17 protein-coding genes and 1 pseudogene are annotated in these 19,822 nt (G+C 66.4%); 3 read left to right on the top strand and 15 right to left on the bottom strand.

The genetic code is table 11. The annotated features are described in order from the left end of the window. The first annotated feature begins 11 nt into the window (after positions 1-11). Positions 12-2,468 carry a glycogen/starch/alpha-glucan phosphorylase gene (locus ACQ858_RS00185; protein ID WP_431274902.1) on the top strand — a complete coding sequence of 819 codons (2,457 nt, stop codon included), beginning with the start codon at positions 12-14 and terminating at the stop codon, positions 2,466-2,468. A gap of 3 nt (positions 2,469-2,471) precedes the next feature. On the opposite strand, the gene ACQ858_RS00180 is transcribed toward ACQ858_RS00185, so the two are convergent. The 4 genes from ACQ858_RS00180 to ACQ858_RS00165 form a co-directional block, all read right to left on the bottom strand. Continuing rightward, positions 2,472-2,939, bottom strand: a complete 468-nt coding sequence (locus tag ACQ858_RS00180; RefSeq protein WP_431274901.1) for an ExbD/TolR family protein — start codon at positions 2,937-2,939, stop codon at positions 2,472-2,474. A gap of 3 nt (positions 2,940-2,942) precedes the next feature. Beyond that, positions 2,943-3,641 (bottom strand): MotA/TolQ/ExbB proton channel family protein, encoded by a 699-nt coding sequence (locus ACQ858_RS00175; protein ID WP_431274900.1) that lies wholly within the window; start codon positions 3,639-3,641, stop codon positions 2,943-2,945. Positions 3,642-3,787: 146 nt separating this feature from the next. After that, the gene (dapB, locus tag ACQ858_RS00170) at positions 3,788-4,618 is read right to left on the bottom strand and encodes a 4-hydroxy-tetrahydrodipicolinate reductase (protein WP_431274899.1); all 831 of its coding nucleotides are present in this window, start codon (positions 4,616-4,618) and stop codon (positions 3,788-3,790) included. 69 nt (positions 4,619-4,687) lie between these two features. Continuing rightward, a complete protein-coding gene (locus ACQ858_RS00165) occupies positions 4,688-5,254 on the bottom strand; it encodes an outer membrane protein assembly factor BamE (protein ID WP_431274898.1) in 567 nt (188 codons plus the stop codon). Between the two features lie 86 nt (positions 5,255-5,340). Here ACQ858_RS00165 and fur point away from each other — a divergent pair, with 86 nt between their 5' ends. Further along, positions 5,341-5,760, top strand: a complete 420-nt coding sequence (fur, locus tag ACQ858_RS00160) for a ferric iron uptake transcriptional regulator (protein WP_431274897.1) — start codon at positions 5,341-5,343, stop codon at positions 5,758-5,760. 6 nt (positions 5,761-5,766) lie between these two features. Here the strand turns inward: fur and hprK are convergent, their stop codons facing one another. From hprK to ACQ858_RS00140, 4 genes and pseudogenes are all read right to left on the bottom strand, one after another. Continuing rightward, positions 5,767-6,726, bottom strand: coding sequence for an HPr(Ser) kinase/phosphatase (gene hprK / locus ACQ858_RS00155; RefSeq protein ID WP_431274896.1), 960 nt, complete (start codon positions 6,724-6,726; stop codon positions 5,767-5,769). Between the two features lie 126 nt (positions 6,727-6,852). Continuing rightward, a complete protein-coding gene (locus tag ACQ858_RS00150) occupies positions 6,853-7,320 on the bottom strand; it encodes a PTS sugar transporter subunit IIA (protein WP_088958292.1) in 468 nt (155 codons plus the stop codon). Positions 7,321-7,412: 92 nt separating this feature from the next. Then, entirely contained in the window at positions 7,413-7,742 is a 330-nt protein-coding gene (gene hpf / locus ACQ858_RS00145) for a ribosome hibernation-promoting factor, HPF/YfiA family (RefSeq protein WP_088958293.1), read from the bottom strand. A 330-nt stretch (positions 7,743-8,072) separates the two neighbouring features. After that, positions 8,073-10,183, bottom strand: a pseudogene (locus ACQ858_RS00140) (ATP-dependent helicase). A gap of 211 nt (positions 10,184-10,394) precedes the next feature. Here ACQ858_RS00140 and corA point away from each other — a divergent pair. Next, on the top strand, positions 10,395-11,381 hold the full coding sequence (corA, locus tag ACQ858_RS00135) for a magnesium/cobalt transporter CorA (RefSeq protein ID WP_431274895.1): 987 nt from the start codon (positions 10,395-10,397) through the stop codon (positions 11,379-11,381). 114 nt (positions 11,382-11,495) lie between these two features. Here the strand turns inward: corA and ACQ858_RS00130 are convergent, their stop codons facing one another. The 7 genes from ACQ858_RS00130 to ACQ858_RS00100 all read right to left on the bottom strand — a co-directional run bounded on the left by ACQ858_RS00130 (position 11,496) and on the right by ACQ858_RS00100 (position 19,714). After that, complete coding sequence (locus ACQ858_RS00130) at positions 11,496-12,272, bottom strand: 5'-methylthioadenosine/adenosylhomocysteine nucleosidase (protein ID WP_431274894.1); 777 nt, start codon at positions 12,270-12,272, stop codon at positions 11,496-11,498. A gap of 7 nt (positions 12,273-12,279) precedes the next feature. Continuing rightward, the gene (locus ACQ858_RS00125) at positions 12,280-13,902 is read right to left on the bottom strand and encodes an ABC transporter substrate-binding protein (protein ID WP_431274893.1); all 1,623 of its coding nucleotides are present in this window, start codon (positions 13,900-13,902) and stop codon (positions 12,280-12,282) included. Between the two features lie 14 nt (positions 13,903-13,916). After that, positions 13,917-14,936: a dipeptide ABC transporter ATP-binding protein gene (locus ACQ858_RS00120; RefSeq protein WP_431274892.1), complete on the bottom strand. Its 1,020-nt coding sequence runs from the start codon at positions 14,934-14,936 to the stop codon at positions 13,917-13,919. Beyond that, positions 14,933-15,952 (bottom strand): ABC transporter ATP-binding protein, encoded by a 1,020-nt coding sequence (locus ACQ858_RS00115; RefSeq protein WP_431276937.1) that lies wholly within the window; start codon positions 15,950-15,952, stop codon positions 14,933-14,935. The genes ACQ858_RS00120 and ACQ858_RS00115 overlap by 4 nt, the downstream gene beginning before the upstream one ends. Before the next feature lie 128 nt (positions 15,953-16,080). Continuing rightward, entirely contained in the window at positions 16,081-16,977 is an 897-nt protein-coding gene (locus ACQ858_RS00110; RefSeq protein WP_431274891.1) for an ABC transporter permease subunit, read from the bottom strand. Then, positions 16,974-17,984: an ABC transporter permease subunit gene (locus ACQ858_RS00105; RefSeq protein ID WP_431274890.1), complete on the bottom strand. Its 1,011-nt coding sequence runs from the start codon at positions 17,982-17,984 to the stop codon at positions 16,974-16,976. Before ACQ858_RS00105 ends, ACQ858_RS00110 begins: the two co-directional genes overlap by 4 nt. A 50-nt stretch (positions 17,985-18,034) precedes the next feature. Continuing rightward, positions 18,035-19,714: a long-chain-fatty-acid--CoA ligase gene (locus ACQ858_RS00100; protein ID WP_431274889.1), complete on the bottom strand. Its 1,680-nt coding sequence runs from the start codon at positions 19,712-19,714 to the stop codon at positions 18,035-18,037. Between the last annotated feature and the right edge of the window lie 108 nt (positions 19,715-19,822).

Raw genomic sequence — 19,822 nt, 5'->3', positions numbered from 1 at the left:
ACGGCCCCACCATGACCATCGACGACTTCAAGTACGACCACCCCGACCGCGACGTCGCCGCCTTCAAGCGTGCGGTCGCGAACAAGCTCATCTATGCGGTCGGCAAGGACCCGGTCGCCGCGAGCCAGGACGACTGGCTCCACGCCGCCGCACTCGCGGTGCGCGACCAGATCGTCGAGCGCTGGATGACCACCACGCGCCAGATTTATGCGCAGCGCCTCAAGCGCGTCTACTACCTCTCGATGGAGTTCCTGATCGGCCGCACCTTCACCAACGCGCTGCTGGCGCTGGAGCTGCAAGGCACCGTGACGCAGGCGCTGGCCGATTTCGGCGTCGACATCCAGGCGCTGGCCGAGCGCGAGCCCGATGCGGCGCTCGGCAACGGCGGCCTCGGGCGGCTCGCCGCGTGCTTCCTCGATTCGATGGCGACGCTCGGCGTGCCCGGCATCGGCTACGGCATCCGCTACGAATACGGCATGTTCCGACAGCGGATCGTCGACGGCCAGCAGATCGAGACGCCCGACTACTGGCTCACGCGCGGCAACCCGTGGGAATTCCAGCGGCCCGAGGTGACCTACCGCGTGCGCTTCGGCGGCCATGTGCAGCGGGGCGAAGGCGGCGCGGCGCGATGGGTCGACACGCACGACGTGCTGGCCGTGGCCTACGACACCATCATCCCCGGCTACGGCACGCAGGCCACCAACACCCTGCGGCTGTGGTCGGCGCGCGCGACGGAAGAGATCGACCTCACGGCCTTCAACCGCGGCAACTACATGGAGGCGGTGGAAAGCAAGAACCACTCGGAGAACGTCTCGCGCGTGCTGTATCCCGACGATTCCACGCCTTCGGGCCGCGAGCTGCGGCTGCACCAGGAGTACTTCTTCGTCAGCGCCAGCGTGCAGGATCTGCTGCGCCGCTACCTGCGCAACCACACGAACTTCGACGACCTGCCGGACCAGGTCAGCATCCACCTCAACGACACGCACCCGGTGCTGGCCGTGCCGGAGCTGATGCGCCTCCTGATCGACGAGCACGACCTGCCGTGGGACGCGGCCTGGGGCCACACGCAGAAGGTGTTCAGCTACACCAACCACACCCTGATGCACGAGGCGCTGGAGACCTGGCCGGTGGAGATGTTCGGCCGCGTGCTGCCGCGCCACCTGCAGATCCTGTTCGACATCAACGCGCGCTTCCTCGCGAGCGTGACGCAGACGCATGGCCACGATGTCGAACTGATGCGCCGCCTGTCGCTCATCGACGAGGCCGGCGAACGTCGCGTGCGCATGGCCTACGTGGCGGTGCTCGCGAGCCATTCGGTCAACGGCGTCTCGGGGCTGCATTCCGAGCTGATGAAGCAGTCGATCTTCGCGGACTTCGCGAAGCTGTTTCCCGATCGATTCAACAACAAGACCAACGGCGTCACGCCGCGGCGCTGGCTGGCGCAGGCGAATCCTGCCCTCGCGGCGCTGCTCGATACGCGCATTGGCCGCGGCTGGCGCCGGGACCTCACGCAGCTCGAAGTGCTGCGGCCGATGGCGCAGCAGCCGGCCTTCGTGCGCGCCTTCCGTCATGCCAAGCGCGAGAACAAGCTGCGGCTCGCGAACTGGATCGACGAGCACCTGGCGATCGACCTCGACACGGACGCGATGTTCGACGTGCAGGTCAAGCGCATCCACGAGTACAAGCGGCAGCTGCTCAACGTGCTGCACGTCATCACGCGCTACCACCGCATCCTCGATGCGCCCGACGCCAACCACGTGCCGCGGGTGGTGGTGTTCGCGGGGAAGGCGGCGTCGGCATACCACATGGCCAAGCTGGTGATCCGCCTCATCAACGACGTGGCGCACACGATCAACAACGACGAGCGCGTCGGCCGGCTGCTGAAAGTGGCGTTCATCCCCAACTACAGCGTGAGCCTGGCCGAGATGATCATGCCGGCAGCCGATCTGTCGGAGCAGATTTCAACGGCCGGCACCGAGGCTTCGGGCACCGGCAACATGAAGTTCGCGCTCAACGGTGCGCTGACCATCGGCACGCTCGACGGCGCCAACGTCGAGATGCGCGAGAACGTCGGCGCGGACAACTTCTTCATCTTCGGCAACACCACGCCACAGGTGGCCGAGATCCGCGCGAGCGGCTACCAGCCGCGCGACTTCTACGAAGCCGATCCGGAACTGCAGCGCGTGCTCGACAGCATCCGTGACGGCATGTTCTCGCCCGCCGAGCCGGCGCGCTATCACGAGATCTTCGACGCGCTGGTGAGCTGGGGCGACCACTACCTGCTGCTGGCCGACTACGCGAGCTACATCGAGGCGCAGGGCCGCGTCGATGCGCTCTACCGGGATTCGGATGCGTGGACGCGGATGGCGATCCTCAATGTGGCGGGGATGGGCGCGTTTTCATCGGACCGGACGATCGCGCAATACGCCCACGAAATCTGGCACACAAAACCCGTGCACCTGACCTGATCGCTACTTCGCGGGCGCGTCCGCGCGGGGCGCCTCGGTGACGAAGCCGATGCGGCTCAGCCCCGCCTTGTTCGCGATGCCCATCAATTCAACGACTTTGCCGTAGGGCACGGTCTGGTCGGCGCGAAGCTGGACCTCGGTATCGCGGCTGTCGGCAGCCGCCCTGGCGAGCCCGGCCGCGAGCGCTTCGTTCGAGACCGGCTGCTCGTTGAGGAACACCTTGCCCGAAGCATCGACGACGAGGCTCACGAACCTCGGCGTTTCGTTGGGCTTGCCCGCGTCGGTGCGCGGCAGGTCGAGCTTGATCGAGCTCGCCATCAGCGGCGCCGTGATGATGAAGATCACCAGCAGCACGAGCATCACGTCCACCAGCGGCGTGACGTTGATGTCCGACAGCGGCCGCTGCCCGCCCGCGCCGACCGAGCGGCCGCCGGTGGGCGCGCTGCCGAGCGAGGTGCGACCGAAGGCCATGCCTCAGACGGGCATCGGCCGCGCCGGAGGCGGCAGCGTTTCGCGCGGCGCCGTCTCCCCCAGCATGCCGAGCAGGTCGTGCGCGAAGCCTTCGAGCTCGGCTTCGATGCGGCCGACGACGCGGCCGAACACGTTGTAGGCCAGCACGGCCGGAATCGCGACCGCGAGGCCGAAGGCGGTCATGATCAGCGCCTCGCCGACCGGGCCGGCGACCTTGTCGATGGTGAAGCCGCCGGTTTCGCCCGCGATGCCGACCAGCGCGCGGTAGATGCCCCAGACAGTGCCCAGGAGGCCGACGAACGGCGCGGTGGCGCCCACGGTCGCGAGAAGGATCTGGCCCGATTGCAGGCGCCGCAAGGCCGCATGCAGCGCATCGCGCAGCACCCGCGTCACGCGCTGCGCACGGTTCACCGCGCCGCCGAGCGTGCCGCCATCGGCTTGCACCGCGAGATGGCGAACCGCGCTCACCGCGGGCAGCACCAGCTCGGCGCGATCGAAGGACTTGAGGCTGGATTCGGCCTCGCCGAGCGACGGCGACTGCCAGAAGGCCGCGATGCTGCGCAGGACGTCGCGGGTGCCGCCGCGCAACAGCCACGCCTTCCAAAGGATCACGACCCAGCTCGACACCGACATAGCGAGCAGAAGAATCGCCACCAAACGGCTGACGCCGTCGCCGTGCGCGAGCAGTTCGATGACACTCATCAAACCGCCCCGCCAGCCGTCATCACTGCTCGAGACCGACGCGTCCAAGCCCAGGCCACCCGCGGAACCGGCTTCGCCGGGCCGCCGGGTGCGCCCCTCCCGCCGAAGGCGGAGAGGGGAGCCGCGAAGCGGCCTGGGGAGTGCTTTCACTTCAAGTTCAACACGTCGAACATGTCGAAGAGCCCCACGCGCTTGTCGGCCAGGAATCGCACCGCGCGAAGGCTGCCCTGCGCGTAGCCGGCCCGGCTGGAAGACTTGTGCGAGATCTCGATGCGCTCGCCGGTGCCGGCGAACAGCACGGTGTGGTCGCCCACGATGTCGCCGCCGCGGATCGTCGCGAAGCCGATGGTCGAGGGGTCGCGTTCGCCGGTCACGCCTTCGCGGCCGTACACCGCGCATTGCTTGAGGTCGCGGCCGAGCGCATCGGCGATCACCTCGCCCATCTTCAGCGCGGTGCCGGAGGGCGCATCGACCTTGTGGCGATGATGCGCTTCGACGATCTCGATGTCGTAGCCGGTCGACAACGCCTTGGCCGCCATTTCGAGCAGCTTGAGGGTCACGTTGACGCCGACGCTCATGTTCGGCGCCATCACGATCGCGATGTCCTTCGCGGCTGCGGCGATCTCGGCCTTTTGCGCATCGCTGAACCCGGTGGTGCCGATGACCAGTTGCACGCCAAGCTCGCGGCATACGGCGAGGTGCGCCATCGTGCCTTCAGGGCGGGTGAAGTCGATCAGGACCTGCGCGTTTGCGAGTCCCTCGCGCAGATCGGAAACGATCGGCACACCGCTCGGGGCGCCCAGGAACGCAGAGGCATCGGTGCCGATCGCGCTGCTGCCGGCCATGTCGAGCGCGCCAGCCAATTGGCAATCCCCGGTTTGCCGGACGGCCTCGATCAGCATGTGGCCCATGCGGCCGGAAGCGCCGGCGACGGCGACGCGGCGGGGGGCGGTAGAGGGAGAGGAATTAACAGTCACGCGGCTCGGCCTCGGCAAATGCAGGTTCGGTAAAAGGCGCGCGCCGGCCGTTGGACCGACATGCGCTCGTCAGCGCGATTCGAGCGGAGGATACGCGGCCGGCAGCGGCGCGGTCGGCGCAGCGGGTTCGCCATCGGCCGGTTTGTCCTTGGCCTTGTCGCTGTCCTTGGGATCGAACTTCTTGAGCTGGTCTTCCGATGCTTCGAGCGTCGGAACCTTCCCGCTGCGACGGCGGGTGTCGAGCGTGGCGACGAACTCTTCCTCGCTCGGCATCGGGTCGCCCTCGAAGCGGTCGAGCACGTCGCCGTTGAAGTACAGCGTCAGCCGGCGCTGCTGCGGCTCGACGCCCTGGCGACGGATCGTGAAGACGTAGTCCCAGCGGTTGGAGTGGAAGACATCGGTCAGCAGTGAGGTGCCGAGAATCTCGCGCACCTGCTGGCGCGTCATGCCGGGCTTGAGCGCCTCGACCTGCTCCTTGGACACGAAGTTGCCCTGGACCACTTCGATCTTGTAGGGCGTGACCGCGTAGAGCGCGCTGCGGGTGCTGTTGCTGACACTGCTGCAAGCGCCGAGGCCCAGGCTCGCCGCGATGGCGGCGGCAAGCAGCCAGCGACGGCGTTGGGGAATGGCAGGCATGGAAAAGGGGTTGGACGATATGATCAAATCATTGTAGCGGTTGGCCCCCTCGAGGCCCTTTCCCCGACCGGCCGCAGGGACGCCCCATGAGCAATATTGAAGAACTGAAGAACACGGGCCTGAAGGCCACGCTGCCGCGTCTCAAGATCCTCGAGATCTTCCAGAACGGCGCCCAGCGCCACATGACGGCCGAAGACGTGTTCCGCGTGCTGCTCAACGACCATTCCGACATCGGGCTGGCCACGGTCTATCGCGTCCTCACGCAATTCGAACAAGCCGGGATTCTCGAACGCAGCCATTTCGAGAGCGGCAAGGCCGTCTACGAGCTCAACGAGGGCAAGCACCACGACCACCTCATCTGCACGGCCTGCGGCAAGGTCGAGGAGTTCTACGACTCCGAGATCGAGCGTCGCCAGCAGATGATCGCGAAGGACAAGGGCTGGATCCTGCAGGACCACGCGATGTCTTTGTACGGCCTGTGCGCAGATTGCGTCAGCAAGCGCTGAACCCGTTTAGTCGTCGTCGCGGGCCGCTTCCATCGCCTTGTGGTGGCGGGCGACGAAATCGGCATAGGTATCGATGCCGCGCAACTGCAGGATCGAGTTGCGCACCGCCGCCTCCACCAGCACCGCGATGTTGCGGCCGGCGACCACCTGGATGATCACCTTCCGCACCGGGATGCCGAGCACGTCCTGGGTGAGCGGCGCCGAGGGCATGCGCTCGTAGTCGCGCTCGAAGCTGTCGCGGCGCACCAAATGCACGATGAGCTTGAGCCGCATCTTCCGGCGCACAGCCGTCTCGCCGAAGATCGCGCGGATGTCCAGGAGGCCGATGCCGCGGACCTCGAGCAGGTTCTGCAACAGTTCGGGGCAGCGTCCTTCCAGCGTGGTCTGGTTGATGCGGTAGAGGTCGACCGCGTCGTCGGCGACCAGGCCGTTACCGCGCGAGATCAGTTCGAGGCCGAGCTCGCTCTTTCCGAGGCCCGATTCGCCGGTGATCATCACCCCGAGCCCGAGGATGTCCATGAACACCCCATGCATCGAGGTGCGCTCGGCGAAGTGTTTCGACAGGTAGGCGCGCAGCACGTCGATCACGAAGGCCGATGACTCGCGAGTCGCAAAAAGCGGCAGTTGGGCCCGCTCGCAGATCGAAAGGAGCTCGTCAGGCGCCGGCTGGCCGTCCGCGAGCACCAGCATCGGCGGCTCCAGCGTGACGATGCGGGCGATGCGCCGCACGCAATCCTCCTGCGTGCCGCGCGTGAGATAGGCGACCTCGCGGGCGCCGAGGATCTGCACCCGGTACGGATGGATGTAGTTGAGATAACCGACGAGGTCCGCCGCCGACTGGGCCCGGCTGATGACGTCGGGATCGAACTGGCGCTCGGACGCGCCCAGACCGGCCAGCCATTCCCAGCGGAGCGACCCGCGGAACTCCTCGAACATGGCGTCGGCGCTGATGACGGTGGGCTTCATGATGGCGCAGAGTATGGGCCACTAACGGCCGGCGGCGAACGCCCGGCCGAGCCTTGCCTGCAAGCCCCCTGTTTGAGGAATGACGAGGGTGTCGGCGAAGCGGCGAGCCGGCGGGGCAGCACTGCTTCAGGCGACCTGGGCGGATTGCCAGCCGGCGATCAGCGCGTGCAGCGCCGCCGCATCCGTGCTCGACTTGATCTGCTCGCGCAGGTTCGCGTCGCTCAGGAGTTCGGCAATCTCGGAAAGTATTTCGAGGTGTTTCTGCGTGGCCGCTTCCGGCACGAGCAGAAAGATGAGCAGGACCACGGGTTGCTCGTCCGGCGCGTCGAAACCGATGGGATTGGCGAGCTGGAACACGGCCGCCATCGGCGACTTGAGGCCCTTGATGCGGCCGTGCGGAATGGCAACGCCGTGCCCCAGGCCGGTGGAGCCCAGGCGCTCGCGCGCGAAAAGGCTATCGGTGATGAGGGCGCGGCCGAGGCCATGCAGGTTTTCGAACAGCAAGCCGGCTTCTTCAAAAGCACGCTTCTTGCTGGTGGCGTCAACGCTCACGAGCACTTGAGCGGGCGGCAGGATGGACGCGAGTCGGTTCATGTTGATGCGGGGCGGGGGCGATTATGCACCCACCCCGCAAAAGCAAAGGGCCGCTCGAAAGCGGCCCGCAAGAGTATTTGCCCGAGGGGGACTTACATCACGCGCTTGGGTGCCGCGTGATGGTGATCCTGCAGGCGATCCTTGTGGCGGACGACCTGCCTGTCGAGCTTGTCGACCAGTTCGTCGACGGCGGCGTAGAGATCAGCGTGGCTCGCTTCCGCGAACATGTCATTGCCCTTGACGTGAATGTTGCATTCGGCTCGTTGCCGGCGTTCCTTTTCCTTTTGCTTTTCCACCGTGAGGATCACCTTCACATCGACGACTTGATCGAAGTGGCGGTTGATCCGGCTCAGCTTGCTCCTAACGTAGTTGTCCAACGCGGGGGTGACGTCGAGGTGGTGACCGCTGATCGTCAAATTCATGAATGACCTCCTGGAATTGACGGTTTGGAAAAAGGCCTTGTCTCTGGTTGGAAGACGCGACCGGGGGAGATTCGAGGGTTGGGAGAGAGGGAAGAGAGAGGCAGGGGAGCAAATGCGGGAAGGTCGGTTCACTATGCCCACGCTGTCATCGAATTGCAATCCCTTTGCCATATAGGCTTGATCCAGATCTAATTCACGGCATGAAATCGCTATGAAATCAATAGCGGAAGAGTTCGCCCGCGCAGGCGCTCGCAGCTCGTCCGGAACGCCGTCCAAGGTGTCAAGACCGGGGAAACACGACCACGCCGACCGCAGGGCCGCGCCCCCGCGTCACCGCCAGGCGGCACGCATGCGGCTGAGGAGATCGATCGTGGCGGCGGGCGGCGGAACGTGCGGCGCACGAGGCGGCGGGGGCGGCCAGGTCTGCCGGTCGAAGCGCTGTGCGTCGGCCGCCGTGATGAAGCGCGTGCGGCCCGCGTACAGATGCCGGTCGCCGCGCGCCGCCTGCTGCGTCACGTAGAAGCGCTGCGGCACCAGCAGATGCAGGTGGTCGCGCGCCCGCGTCATGGCGACGTACAGCAGCCGCCGCTCTTCCTCGAGTTCCTGCGCGCCCTGCGCAACATCGGCGGGTATGCAGCCGTCGACGACGTTCAGGACGTGCACCGAGGTCCATTCCTGCCCCTTGGCGGAATGGATGGTGGAGAGGATCAGGTAGTCCTCGTCGAGCAGCGGCGAGCCCGGGCGGTCGCTGGTGGCTTCGGGCGGGTCGAGCGTCAATTCGGTGAGAAAACGCTCGCGCGATGCGTAGCCGGCCGCCAGCCGCGCGAGCTGCTCGACGTCGCCGCGCCGCACGCCCGAATCGTCATAGAGCCGCTCCAGATGCGGCAGGTACCAAGCGAGGGCGACCTCCATGTCGGCGGGCCACGCGAGCGACGGCTGGCGCAGCGCAGCATAGGCATCCGCGAAACGGGCCCATTCAGCCTGCGCCTGGGAAGGCGGCACGAAGGAGCGCACGACCTCGCCCGGGTCGGCCGCGGTGTCCATGGCATCGAGCAGCCGCGCGGAGGTGACCGGACCGATGCCCGGGATCAGCTGGGTGACCCGGAACCCGGCCATGCGCCCGCGCGGGTTCTGTGCAAAGCGCAGCACCGCGAGCATGTCCTTCACGTGAGCCGCTTCGAGGAACTTGAGCCCACCGTACTTGACGAAGGGGATGTTGCGCCGGGCCAGTTCCAGTTCGAGCGCCGCGCTGTGGGTCGATGTGCGGAACAGCACGGCCTGCGACTTGAGCGCGAGCCCGCCCTCGCGGTGTGCGAGCACGCGGTCGGCCACCCAGGTCGCCTGCGCCGCCTCGTCCGCCACCAGCACGAGTTGCGGACGGCCGGCGGACGGCTTGTCGGTCCAGAGCGTCTTGGCGTGCCGTTCCGCGGCGGCGGCGATCACGGCGTTCGACACATCGAGGATCGGCTGCGTCGAACGGTAGTTGCGCTCGAGCGTGACGATGCGCGCCGGCTGGCTGAAGTGCGCCGGAAAATCGAGGATGTTCCGCACCGTCGCACCCCGGAACGAATAGATCGACTGCGCATCGTCGCCCACCACCGTGACGCCGCGCCCGTCGGGCTTGAGCGAACGCAGGATGGCCGCCTGCAGCAGGTTGGTGTCCTGGTATTCGTCGACCAGCACGTGATCGAAGCGCTCGCCGACCTGCCGCGCGAGAGTCGGCTCGCCCATCATTTCGGCCCAGTACAGGAGGAGATCGTCGTAGTCGAGCACGTGCTGCTGCTGCTTGGCCTCCACATACGCGCCGAAGAGCCGCTTGAGTTCGCTCTCCCATTCGGCACACCACGGGAACGCATGCTTGAGCACGTCGGCCAGCGGCGCGCGCGTGTTGACCGTGCGCGAATAGATCGAGACACAGGTCCCCTTCAGAGGGAATCGCCTGGCGGAGGTCGACAGCCCCAGGTCGTTGCGAACCAGCCCCATCAGGTCCTCGGCGTCGCCCCGGTCATGGATGGTGAAGTTCTCGTCCAGACCGATCTGGGCGGCGTACTCGCGCAGAAGCCGCGCGCCCACGCCATGGAAGGTGCCGGCCCATGGCAGCGCCGGCGGGGATCGCGACGGAAGGCCCAGCACGCGCACCAGCACCGGCCGGCGCGGCGCTCCATTTCCTGCGCCGCGCGGCGGGAGAAGGTCAGCAGAAGAATGCGCTGCGGATCGACGCCCTGGGCAATCAGGTTGGCCACCCGATGCGCCAACGTGCTGGTCTTGCCCGAACCGGCGCCGGCGATCACAAGCAGCGGGCGCTCGTCCTGCGCGACCTTGCCGAGGGCGGCGTCGAACCCATGCTGCACCGCCGCACGCTGCGCGTCGTTGAGCTGGGCGAGCGCATCGGCGAGCCGCTCTTCGGGGCTGTTGAGTAAAGGGGTCGCAACGCTCGGCATCGAGCGCAACTGTACTGGATGTTTATCCAGACGCAGCACCGGGGTCGTAACGCCCCGGTGACATAATCGCGCCTCGCTGCAAACCGGAGCCTTTCAATGGAAATCGTCCCGTCTCGGCAGCTTTCACTCCCCTTCTGACGCCCTTCCGGCGAGGGGATTGAAAGCGCCCCATCCACTCGCCGAACCGCCAGACTTTCCAAGGGAGTGAGCCATGCTCAACATCTTCACGCTCGCCAATGGCCGCCTCGTCCAGGAAGAGATCGAGGCGCTGGAGGAGCTGTCCAAGTTCCAGCCGATCTGGGTCGATCTCGAATCGCCGACCCTCGAGGAAAAGCGCTGGATCAAGCAGTACTACGGCCTGTCCATTCCCGAGGACGCGATGGACGAGGACATCGAGGAGTCCGCGCGCTTCTACGAGGAAGACAACGGCGAGTTGCACATCCGCAGCGACTTCCTGATCGACGACGACGAGAACCCGCGCTCGGTGCGCGTCGCCTTCATACTGAACCAGCACAACACCGAACTGCGCAGCCGTGGCGTGCTGTTCTCCATCCACGACGAGGACGTGCCGGTGTTCCGCCTCGTGCGCATGCGCGCACGCCGGGCGCCGGGATTGATCGAGGACGCGAAGGAAGTGCTGCTCAAGCTCTTCGACGCCGACGCCGAGTACTCGGCCGACACGCTCGAGAACATCTACGACGAACTGGAACTGGCCGGCAAGAAAGTGCTGTCCGGCAACGTGAGCGACGAACTGGCCGGCGAGGTGCTCGGCCTCATCGCGCGGCAGGAAGACTTGAACAGCCGTATCCGCCGCAATGTCATGGACACGCGCCGCGCCGTGAGCTTCATGATGCGCAGCCGCATGCTCAATGCCGAGCAGTTCGAAGAAGCGCGGCAGATTCTTCGCGACATCGAATCGCTCGACAGCCACACCGCCTTCCTGTTCGACAAGATCAACTTCCTGATGGATGCGACCGTCGGTTTCATCAACATCAACCAGAACAAGACCATCAAGATCTTCTCGGTGGCCAGCGTGGCCCTGCTGCCGCCGACGCTGATCGCCAGCGTCTACGGCATGAACTTCAAGTTCATGCCCGAGCTCGATTTGACCTACGGCTACGCGTATGCGATCGCGCTGATGGTCGCGAGCGCGCTGGTGCCGATGCTCTACTTCCGCCGGCGCGGCTGGTTGAAGTAGACCACCCCCGTTGCTTGCTCACTTCGTGTAGCCGCCCCCTCAAGGGGGCGCACCCGGCGGCCCGGCCAAGCCGGTTCCGCGGGTGCCCTGGTGCAAGAAGAATCGAGGTGGTTGTTACGGCCGCGAGAGGGTCGCTAGCCAGGCGCTGACGAGGGCCAGGCTGTAGCGGCTCGCGACCGAGGAGACGAAGCGCGTGAAATCGCCGTGCGCGGCGTCGTCGGCGCGATCGGAGATGGTCCGCACCGCGGCGAAGGGCACGCCGAAGTCGTGGCAGACCTGCGCGACGGCCGCGCCCTCCATTTCCACCGCGAGCGCATCGGGCAACGCGCTGCGCAGCGCCTCACTTTCGGCGAAGGTCGACACGAACCGGTCGCCGCTGATCAGCAGGCCGCGATGGACCTTCGGCGCCGCGAGCGCAAAGTCGTCGGCCACCTTCTCGCCGAGCAGCGTCACCGGATCGGACAGCACGTCGGCGGCCACGGCGGCGAGCGCATCGCTGATTTCCGTGTCGGCCGCGAAGCGCGCATGGCCCGTGAGCGGCACTTCGTACCTGGGAAAGATCGGTGAGGCATCCAGGTCATGCTGAAGCAGCCTGGTCGCGACCACCACATCGCCCACGTCCACGCCCGGCGCCAACCCTCCAGCGACCCCGGTAAAGACGATGGCCCGCGCGCCGAAGCGCTCCAGCAGCACCGTCGCGGTCGTTGCCGCCGCCACCTTGCCGATGCGCGACAGCACGGCGACGATGAGCTGGCCCTGCAGATGCCCCGCCCAGAAGTCGCGTCCGCCGACCTGGATGCGCTGCTCGTCCGGCATCTGGGCGAGCAAAGCCCCCAGCTCCTCGTGCATCGCCGAGACGATCGCGATCGGCCGCGGTGGCGAGTCCTCCATCAGAGGATCACTGCTTGATATCGACACCGTAGAACGTGTGACGGCCGAAGGGGCTCAGCTTGAAGTCGACCACTTCCTTGCGCACCGGCTTCAATTGCACCGCATGCGCGATCGTGAACCACGGCGCCTGTTCCTTGAAGATGACCTGCGCCTTCTTGTAGAGCGCCTCGCGGTCCGCCTGCTTCGGCACGTTCTTGGCCTTCACCACCAGGTCCTCGTAAGGTTGATAGCAGAACTTCGCCACATTGCTGCCGTTCGATTGCGCCGACGCGCAACCCAGCAGCGTGTAGAGGAAGTTGTCCGGATCGCCGTTGTCGCCCGTCCAGCCGAGCATGCCCATCTGGTGCTCGCCCGCCTGCATGCGCTTGCGGTATTCGCCCCATTCGAAGGACTTGATCTCGGCCTTGACGCCGATCTTCGCGAGGTCGGCCTGCATCAGCTCGGCGATGCGCTTCGCGTTGGGGTTGTAGGGGCGCTGCACCGGCATCGCCCACAGGTCGGTGGTGAAGCCGTCCGGATAGCCGGCTTGCGCGAGCAGCTTCTTCGCGGCCTCGGGGTCGTACGGATCGTCCTTGACCGCGTCGTTGTACGACCACATCGTCGGCGGGATCGGGTTCTTCGCCGCGACGCCCGTGCTCAGGTAGACGCCGTCGATGATCGCCTTCTTGTTGATCGCCATGTTGAGCGCCTTGCGCACGCGCACGTCGTCGAAGGGCTTCTTCTGCGTGTTGTAGGCAAGGTAGCCGACGTTCAGGCCGGGCTGTTCGAGCACCTGCACGCTCGGGTCCTTGCGGATCGCGTCGAGGTCCGCCGGGTTCGGATACGGCATCACATGGCATTCGCCCTTCTGCAGCTTCGCCCAGCGCACCGAGGCATCGGGCGTGATCGCGAAGACGAGGTCATCGATCTTCGCCTTGCCGCCCCAATACTGCGGGAAGGCCTTGAAGCGGACGATCGCATCCTTCTGGTACTGCACGAGATAGAACGGGCCGGTGCCGATCGGATCCTGGTCGATCTTCTCGGGCGTGCCGGCCTTGAGCATCGCGATCGCGTATTCCTTCGACTGGATGCCCGCATACGGCATCGCGAGGTTGGCGAGGAAGGGCGCCTCCGGCTTGTTCAGCACGATCTTCACCGTGTAGTCATCGACGCGATCGACCGACTTCAAGAGCTTGGGCATGCCCATGTCGTTGAAGTAGGAGTGGTTCGAGCTCGTGACCTTGTAGTAGGGGTCGCTCTCCTTCCACTGCCGCTCCATCATGAAGACCACGTCGTCGGCGTTGAAGTCGCGCGTGGGCTTGAAGTTCTTGGAGGTGTTGTGCCACTTCACGCCCTTGCGCAGCTTGAAGGTGTATTCGGTGCCGTCGGGCGAGATGGTCCAGCTTTCGGCCAGGCCCGGGACGACCTTGGTGCCGCCGCGCTCGAACTCGACGAGGTTGTTGTAGACCTGCGTGGTGACGTCGAACGAGGTGCCCGTCGTATTCACCGCCGCGTAGAAGTTCTCGGGACTGCCCTCGGAGCAAAAGACCAGCGTCTTCGCCGAAGCGGCGCCGCAGGCCAGCGCGAGCGCGGCCGGCGCCAGCAGCGAGGCGGCGCGCAGGCGGCGCGAGAATTTGGAGGTGTGGGACATGAGGCTCGGCTCCTTCAGGGTTGAGCCCGCACAGCGGCGGACAGGGATTGGTCGACGCGACGCTCGTCCGCGCCATCCAGAAACTTCTCGGCGTGATGGCACGCCACCAGGCGCTCGTCGAGCAGGCGCGGCAGTGGGCGCTCGGTGCGGCAACGCTCGGTGGCGTGCGCGCAGCGGGTGTTGAACACGCAGCCCGGCGGCGGCGCGAGCGGCGACGGCAGTTCGCCCTTGAGCACGATGCGCTGCTCGGCCGGGCCCGGCGTCGAAGCGAGCAAGGCCTGTGTGTAGGGATGCAGCGGCCGCGCGAAGATGCGCGCCTTGGGGCCCTGCTCGACCGCATGGCCGAGGTACATCACCAGCACGTCGTGCGCGATGTGCCGCACCACGCCGAGGTCGTGCGAAATGAAGAGGTACGAAAGCCCGAGCTCCGCCTGGAGGTCCGCCAGCAGGTTCAGCACCTGCGCCTGGATCGACACGTCGAGCGCCGACACCGGCTCGTCGGCCACCAGCAGTTGCGGCCCGAGCATCAGCGCGCGCGCAATCGCGATGCGCTGCCGCTGGCCGCCGGAGAACATGTGCGGATAGCGGTTCGCGTACTCGGGACGCAAGCCGACGCGGGCGAGCATCTCGCGCGCCTTCGCGGCACGCTCCGCCTTGCCGAGCGTGGTGTTGATCGCGAGCGGGTCCTCGAGCACCGCCCGGATCTTCTTGCGTGGATTGAGCGAGCCGTAGGGATTCTGGAACACGAGTTGCACCGCGCGCCGAAGCTCGCGCTTGCGGTCGGCGGGCGGATGGACCGCATCGGTGCCCACCAGCGTGAGCGAACCGGCGGTGGGCTTCTCGATCAGCGACACCATGCGCGCGAGCGTCGACTTGCCGCATCCCGACTCGCCGACCACCGCGAGCGTGCGGCCCTTTTCCAGCTGGAAGGAGATGCTGCCCACCGCCTGCAGATGCGCCGGCGCGTGGAACAGCCCGCGCCGCACGGTGTAGACGCGCTGCAGGTCCTTCGCCTCGACCACCACTTCGCTCATCGGACGAACTCCACGACCTGGCCGCCGTCGCGCAGGCGGTTCGCATCGCGTTCGGAATCGCCGAGCGGATAGTGGCAGCGCACCTGCCCGCCGAGCCATTCGCGCAGTTCGGGCCGCACGGCGTGCGAATGCGGCGTGGCATAGGCGCAGCGCGGTGCAAAGAGGCAGCCGGCGGGCCGGTCGTGCACGCCCGGCACCACGCCGGCGATGGTGGCAAGACGCCCCTCGCCGGCCGCGCGCTCGGGCAACGCGGCGAGCAGTGCGGCGGTGTAGGGATGCTGCGGCATTGCGAAGAGCTCGTCCACACCGCGTTCTTCCATCAACTGGCCGGCATACATCACGGCCACGCGCTGCGCCATCTCGCTGACCACGCCCATGTTGTGCGTGATCAGCACGAGGCCCATGCCGCGGTCCTTTTGGAGCGTGCGCAGCAGGTCGAGGATCTGCGCCTGGATGGTCACGTCGAGCGCGGTGGTCGGCTCGTCGGCGATCAGGAGGCGCGGGTTGCAGGCGATCGCCATCGCGATCATCACGCGCTGATTCATGCCGCCCGAGAGCTGGTGCGGATAGCTGTTAAGCCGCGACGACGCGGCCGGGATACCGACCTGCTCGAGCAGCTCGACCGCACGCTTCTTCGCTTCGCGCTTGTCGAGGTGCAGGTGCAGCCGCAGCGTTTCCGTCAACTGCCAGCCGATGGTGAAGCAGGGGTTGAGGCTGGTCGTCGGCTCCTGGAAGATCATCGCGATGTCCTTGCCGACGAGGCGGCGCCGCGCCTTGTCCGGAATGCCGAGCAGGTCCTGCCCCGCGAAGCGCAGATGCTCCGCACGCACCCGGCCCGGCCAGCCGATGAGCCCCATCAGCGCCATCATGGTGACGCTCTTGCCCGAGCCCGATTCGCCGACGATGCCGAGCACCTCGCCTTCTTCGAGGCGCAGGCTCACGCCGTCGACCGCGTGCAGCGTGCCGCCCTGCGAAGGGAACTCCACGTGGAGATCGCGAATGTCGAGGAGCATCAGCCCACCCCCGTTGCTTGCTCGCTTCGCGTAGCCGCCTCCCCCTCAAGGAGGCGCTGCCAGCGGCCCGGCAAAGCCGGTTCCGCGGCAGCTCTGGCACAACGATACGTTCGGGCGCGTTGATCATGAAGTCATCTCTTCAACTTGGGATCCAGCGCGTCGCGCAGGCCGTCGCCCAGCAGATTGAAGGCGAGCACGGCCGCGAGGATCGCGAGACCCGGGAACGTCACGACCCACCATGCGCGCAGCACGAACTCGCGCGCGTCGGCGAGCATCGTTCCCCACTCCGGCGAAGGTGGTTGAGCGCCCAGGCCGAGGAAGCCCAGTGCCGCTGCATCGAGAATCGCGGTCGATACGCCCAGCGATGCCTGCACGATCAGCGGCGCGGCGCAATTGGGCAGCACTTCGCTGAACATCAGGCGCAGCGTGCCTGCGCCGCTCACGCGCGCCGCAGTCACGTAATCGCGCGAGACTTCGGAGATCACCGCCGCCCGCGTGATGCGCACGTAGTGCGGCAGCACCACGATCGCGACCGCGAGCATCGCGTTGATGAGCCCCGGCCCGAGGATCGCGACGATCACGATCGCGAGCAGCAGGCTCGGCAGCGTGAGGACCACGTCCATCAGCCGCATGATCGCGATCTCGAGCACGCCGCGGAAGAAGCCCGCGACCATGCCGAGTGCAATGCCCACCGCCACCGAGATCGCCACCACCGCGACACCGATCGACAGCGACAGCCGGGCGCCGAACATTAGCCGCGAGAGCAGGTCGCGGCCGATGGCGTCGGTGCCGAGCAGATGCGTCGCGGAGCCGCCCGCCTGCCAGGCCGGTGGCAGCAGGAAGGCGCTGCTGTCGGTCTGGTTGGGTGCATGCGGCGCGATCCACGGCGCGAAGAGCGCCACCAGCAGCAGGATCACGATGACGCCGAGACCGATCACTGCACCGCGATTGGCGGAAAACGAAATCCAGAACTCGCGCCACGGGCCGGGCGGCGCGCTCTTGTTGGAAGGAACAGCCACCGAGCTCATCGTGCCTGCCTGATACGCGGATTGATGAAACCGTACGCCAGGTCGACGATCACGTTGACCAGCATCACGATCACGCCGAGCAGCAGCATGCCGCCCTGCAGCACCGGATAGTCCCGGCGCGCGATGGCCTCGATGAGCCACTTGCCGACGCCCGGCCACGAGAAGATCGTCTCGGTCAGGATCGCGCCGGTGAAGAGCACGCCAACCTGCAAGCCGATCACCGTCACCACCGGGATCAGCGCGTTGCGCAGCGCATGCACGCCGACCACGCGCAGTGGCGAGAGGCCCTTGGCGCGCGCGGTGCGGATGTAGTCCTCGCCCAGGACTTCGAGCATGGCCGAGCGCGTCATGCGCGCGATCACCGCCAGCGTGTTGGTGCCCAGCACGATGGCAGGCAGGACGAGGTGCTGCACCGCCGAGAGAAACGCACCCTTGTCGTCCGACAGCAGCGAATCGATCAGCAGGAAGCCGGTGACCGGCTCGATGTAGTACTGCACCGCGATGCGGCCCGACACCGGCGTCCAGCCGAGCTGCACCGAGAAGAACAGGATCAGCAGCAGCCCCCACCAGAAGATCGGCATCGAATAGCCGGTGAGCGAGGTCGCCATCACGCCATGATCGAACAGCGAGTTGCGCTTGACCGCGGCGATGATGCCCGCCGGAATGCCCAAGAGCAACGCGAAGAGCACCGCGCAGATCGCGAGCTCGACCGTGGCCGGGAACAGCGCGAGGAATTCGCTCATCACCGGCTCCTGCGTGATCACCGACTTGCCCAGATCGCCGTGCAGCACGCGCTCGATGTAGATGCCGTATTGCGTGAAGAGCGGCTTGTCGAGCCCGTATTCCTTCAGCAGGACGGCGTGGCGCGCAGGATCGATGCCGCGCTCGCCCGCGAGCGTTTCAATCGGGTCGCCGGGGACCAGCCGGATCAGGAAAAAGGCGAGCAAGGTCATGCCGATGAAGGTCGGCACGAGCAGGCTCGCACGGGTGAAGACGAAGCGGAACATCCATCCCCAATATGCAAGAGCGATGCCGGGTCTCGTCCCCGGCGGAACCCTTATTTCTTGATGTCGCGCAGCTCGCGGCGAAGGATCTTCCCGACCGGCGTCTTGGGCAGGTCGGTGCGGAACTCGATCACGCGCGGCCGCTTGTAGCCGGTGAGGTTGTCGTGGCAGAACGCGCGCACCTCGGCTTCGGTGAGGTCGGGGTTCTTCTTCACGATCACGAGCTTCACGGCTTCACCGGTCTTCTCGTCGGGGATGCCGACCGCCGCGCATTCGAGCACGCCGGGGATCAGCGCGACCACGTCCTCGATCTCGTTCGGATACACATTGAAGCCCGACACCAGGATCATGTCCTTCTTGCGATCGACGATCTTGAAGTAACCGCGCTCGTCGACGACGGCGACGTCGCCGGTCTTGAAGAAGCCGTCGGCCGTCATGACCTTGGCCGTCTCGTCGGGGCGCTGCCAGTAGCCCGCCATCACCTGCGGCCCCTTCACCGCCAACTCGCCGGACTGGCCGGGCGCGACTTCGTGGCCCTCGTCATCGACCAGCTTCACGTAGGTGCTCGGCAGCGGCACGCCGATGGTGCCGGTGTAGGCGGTGCTGGTGGTCGGGTTGCAGGTGACCGACGGCGAGGTTTCCGAGAGACCGTAGCCTTCGCAGATCGGACAGCCGGTCTTCTCGAGCCAGAGCTTCGCGACCGCGCCCTGCACCGCCATGCCGCCGCCGACCGAGACCTTCAGGTTCTTCCAGTTGACGGTGTTGAAGTCGGGATGGTTCGCGAGCCCATTGAACAGCGTGTTGACCGCCGGAAAGCTGTGGAAGGTGTGCTTCGACAGTTCCTTGAGCACCGCTGCGATATCGCGCGGATTGGGGATGAGGATCAGCTTCCCGCCGGTGCGCATGGAGAGCATCATGCCGACCGTGAACGCGAAGATGTGATAGAGCGGCAGCGCGCAGACGCTGGTGGGCTGCTCGCCGGCCGGCACCTTCTGCATGACGGGGTCGTTCCACGCCTCGGACTGCAGCACGTTCGCGATGACGTTGCGATGCAGCAGCACCGCGCCCTTCGAGACGCCCGTGGTGCCGCCGGTGTACTGCAGCACCGCCACGTCGTCGGGACCGATCGCCGGCACCTGCAGCTTGCGCGACGCGCCCTTCTCGAGGGCGTCGTTGAAGCGCACCGCGCCCGGCAGGCTGTACGCGGGCACCATCTTCTTCACGTTGCGCACGACGTAATTGACGATCGCCCCCTTCAGCAGGCCGAGCCGGTCGCCCATCGAGGCCAGCACGATGTGCTTGACCGGCGTGTGCGCGAGGCACTGCTGCAGCGTGGTGCCGAAGTTCTCGATCAGCACGATGGCCTTGGCGCCCGAGTCCTTGAGCTGGTGCTCCAGTTCACGCGGCGTGTAGAGCGGATTGACGTTGACCAGGATCATCCCGGCGCGCAGCAGGCCCGCGACCGAGATCGGGTACTGCGGGCAGTTGGGCATCATCACCGCGACGCGGTCGCCCTTCGCGAGTCCGAGGCCCTGCAGGTAGGCCGCGAAGGCGCGGCTCTGGCGATCGACCTCGGCGTAGCTCACGTCCTTGCCCATGAAGCTGTAGGCCGTGCGGTCGGCGTACTTGGTGAAGCTTTCCTCCATCAGGCCGACGAGCGACGAATAGTGCGAAGCATCGATGTCGGCAGGCACGCCTTGCGGATAGCTTGAAAGCCAGGGGCGATCGGTCACGTTGAAGTCTCCAGAATCTCGATACGAAAATTGCCGCTATCGTAACTTGACGTACCCAAGCGGCACGGGTCGCGCCTGCGTGCGACCCGTGTCAAAAGAACCGACGCG

The sequence above is a fragment of the Variovorax ureilyticus genome, from assembly GCF_050632185.1.
Lineage (GTDB): Bacteria > Pseudomonadota > Gammaproteobacteria > Burkholderiales > Burkholderiaceae_C > Variovorax > Variovorax ureilyticus_A.
The sequence above is the reverse complement of the archived record's forward strand: the minus strand, read 5'-3'. Positions and strand labels throughout refer to the sequence as shown.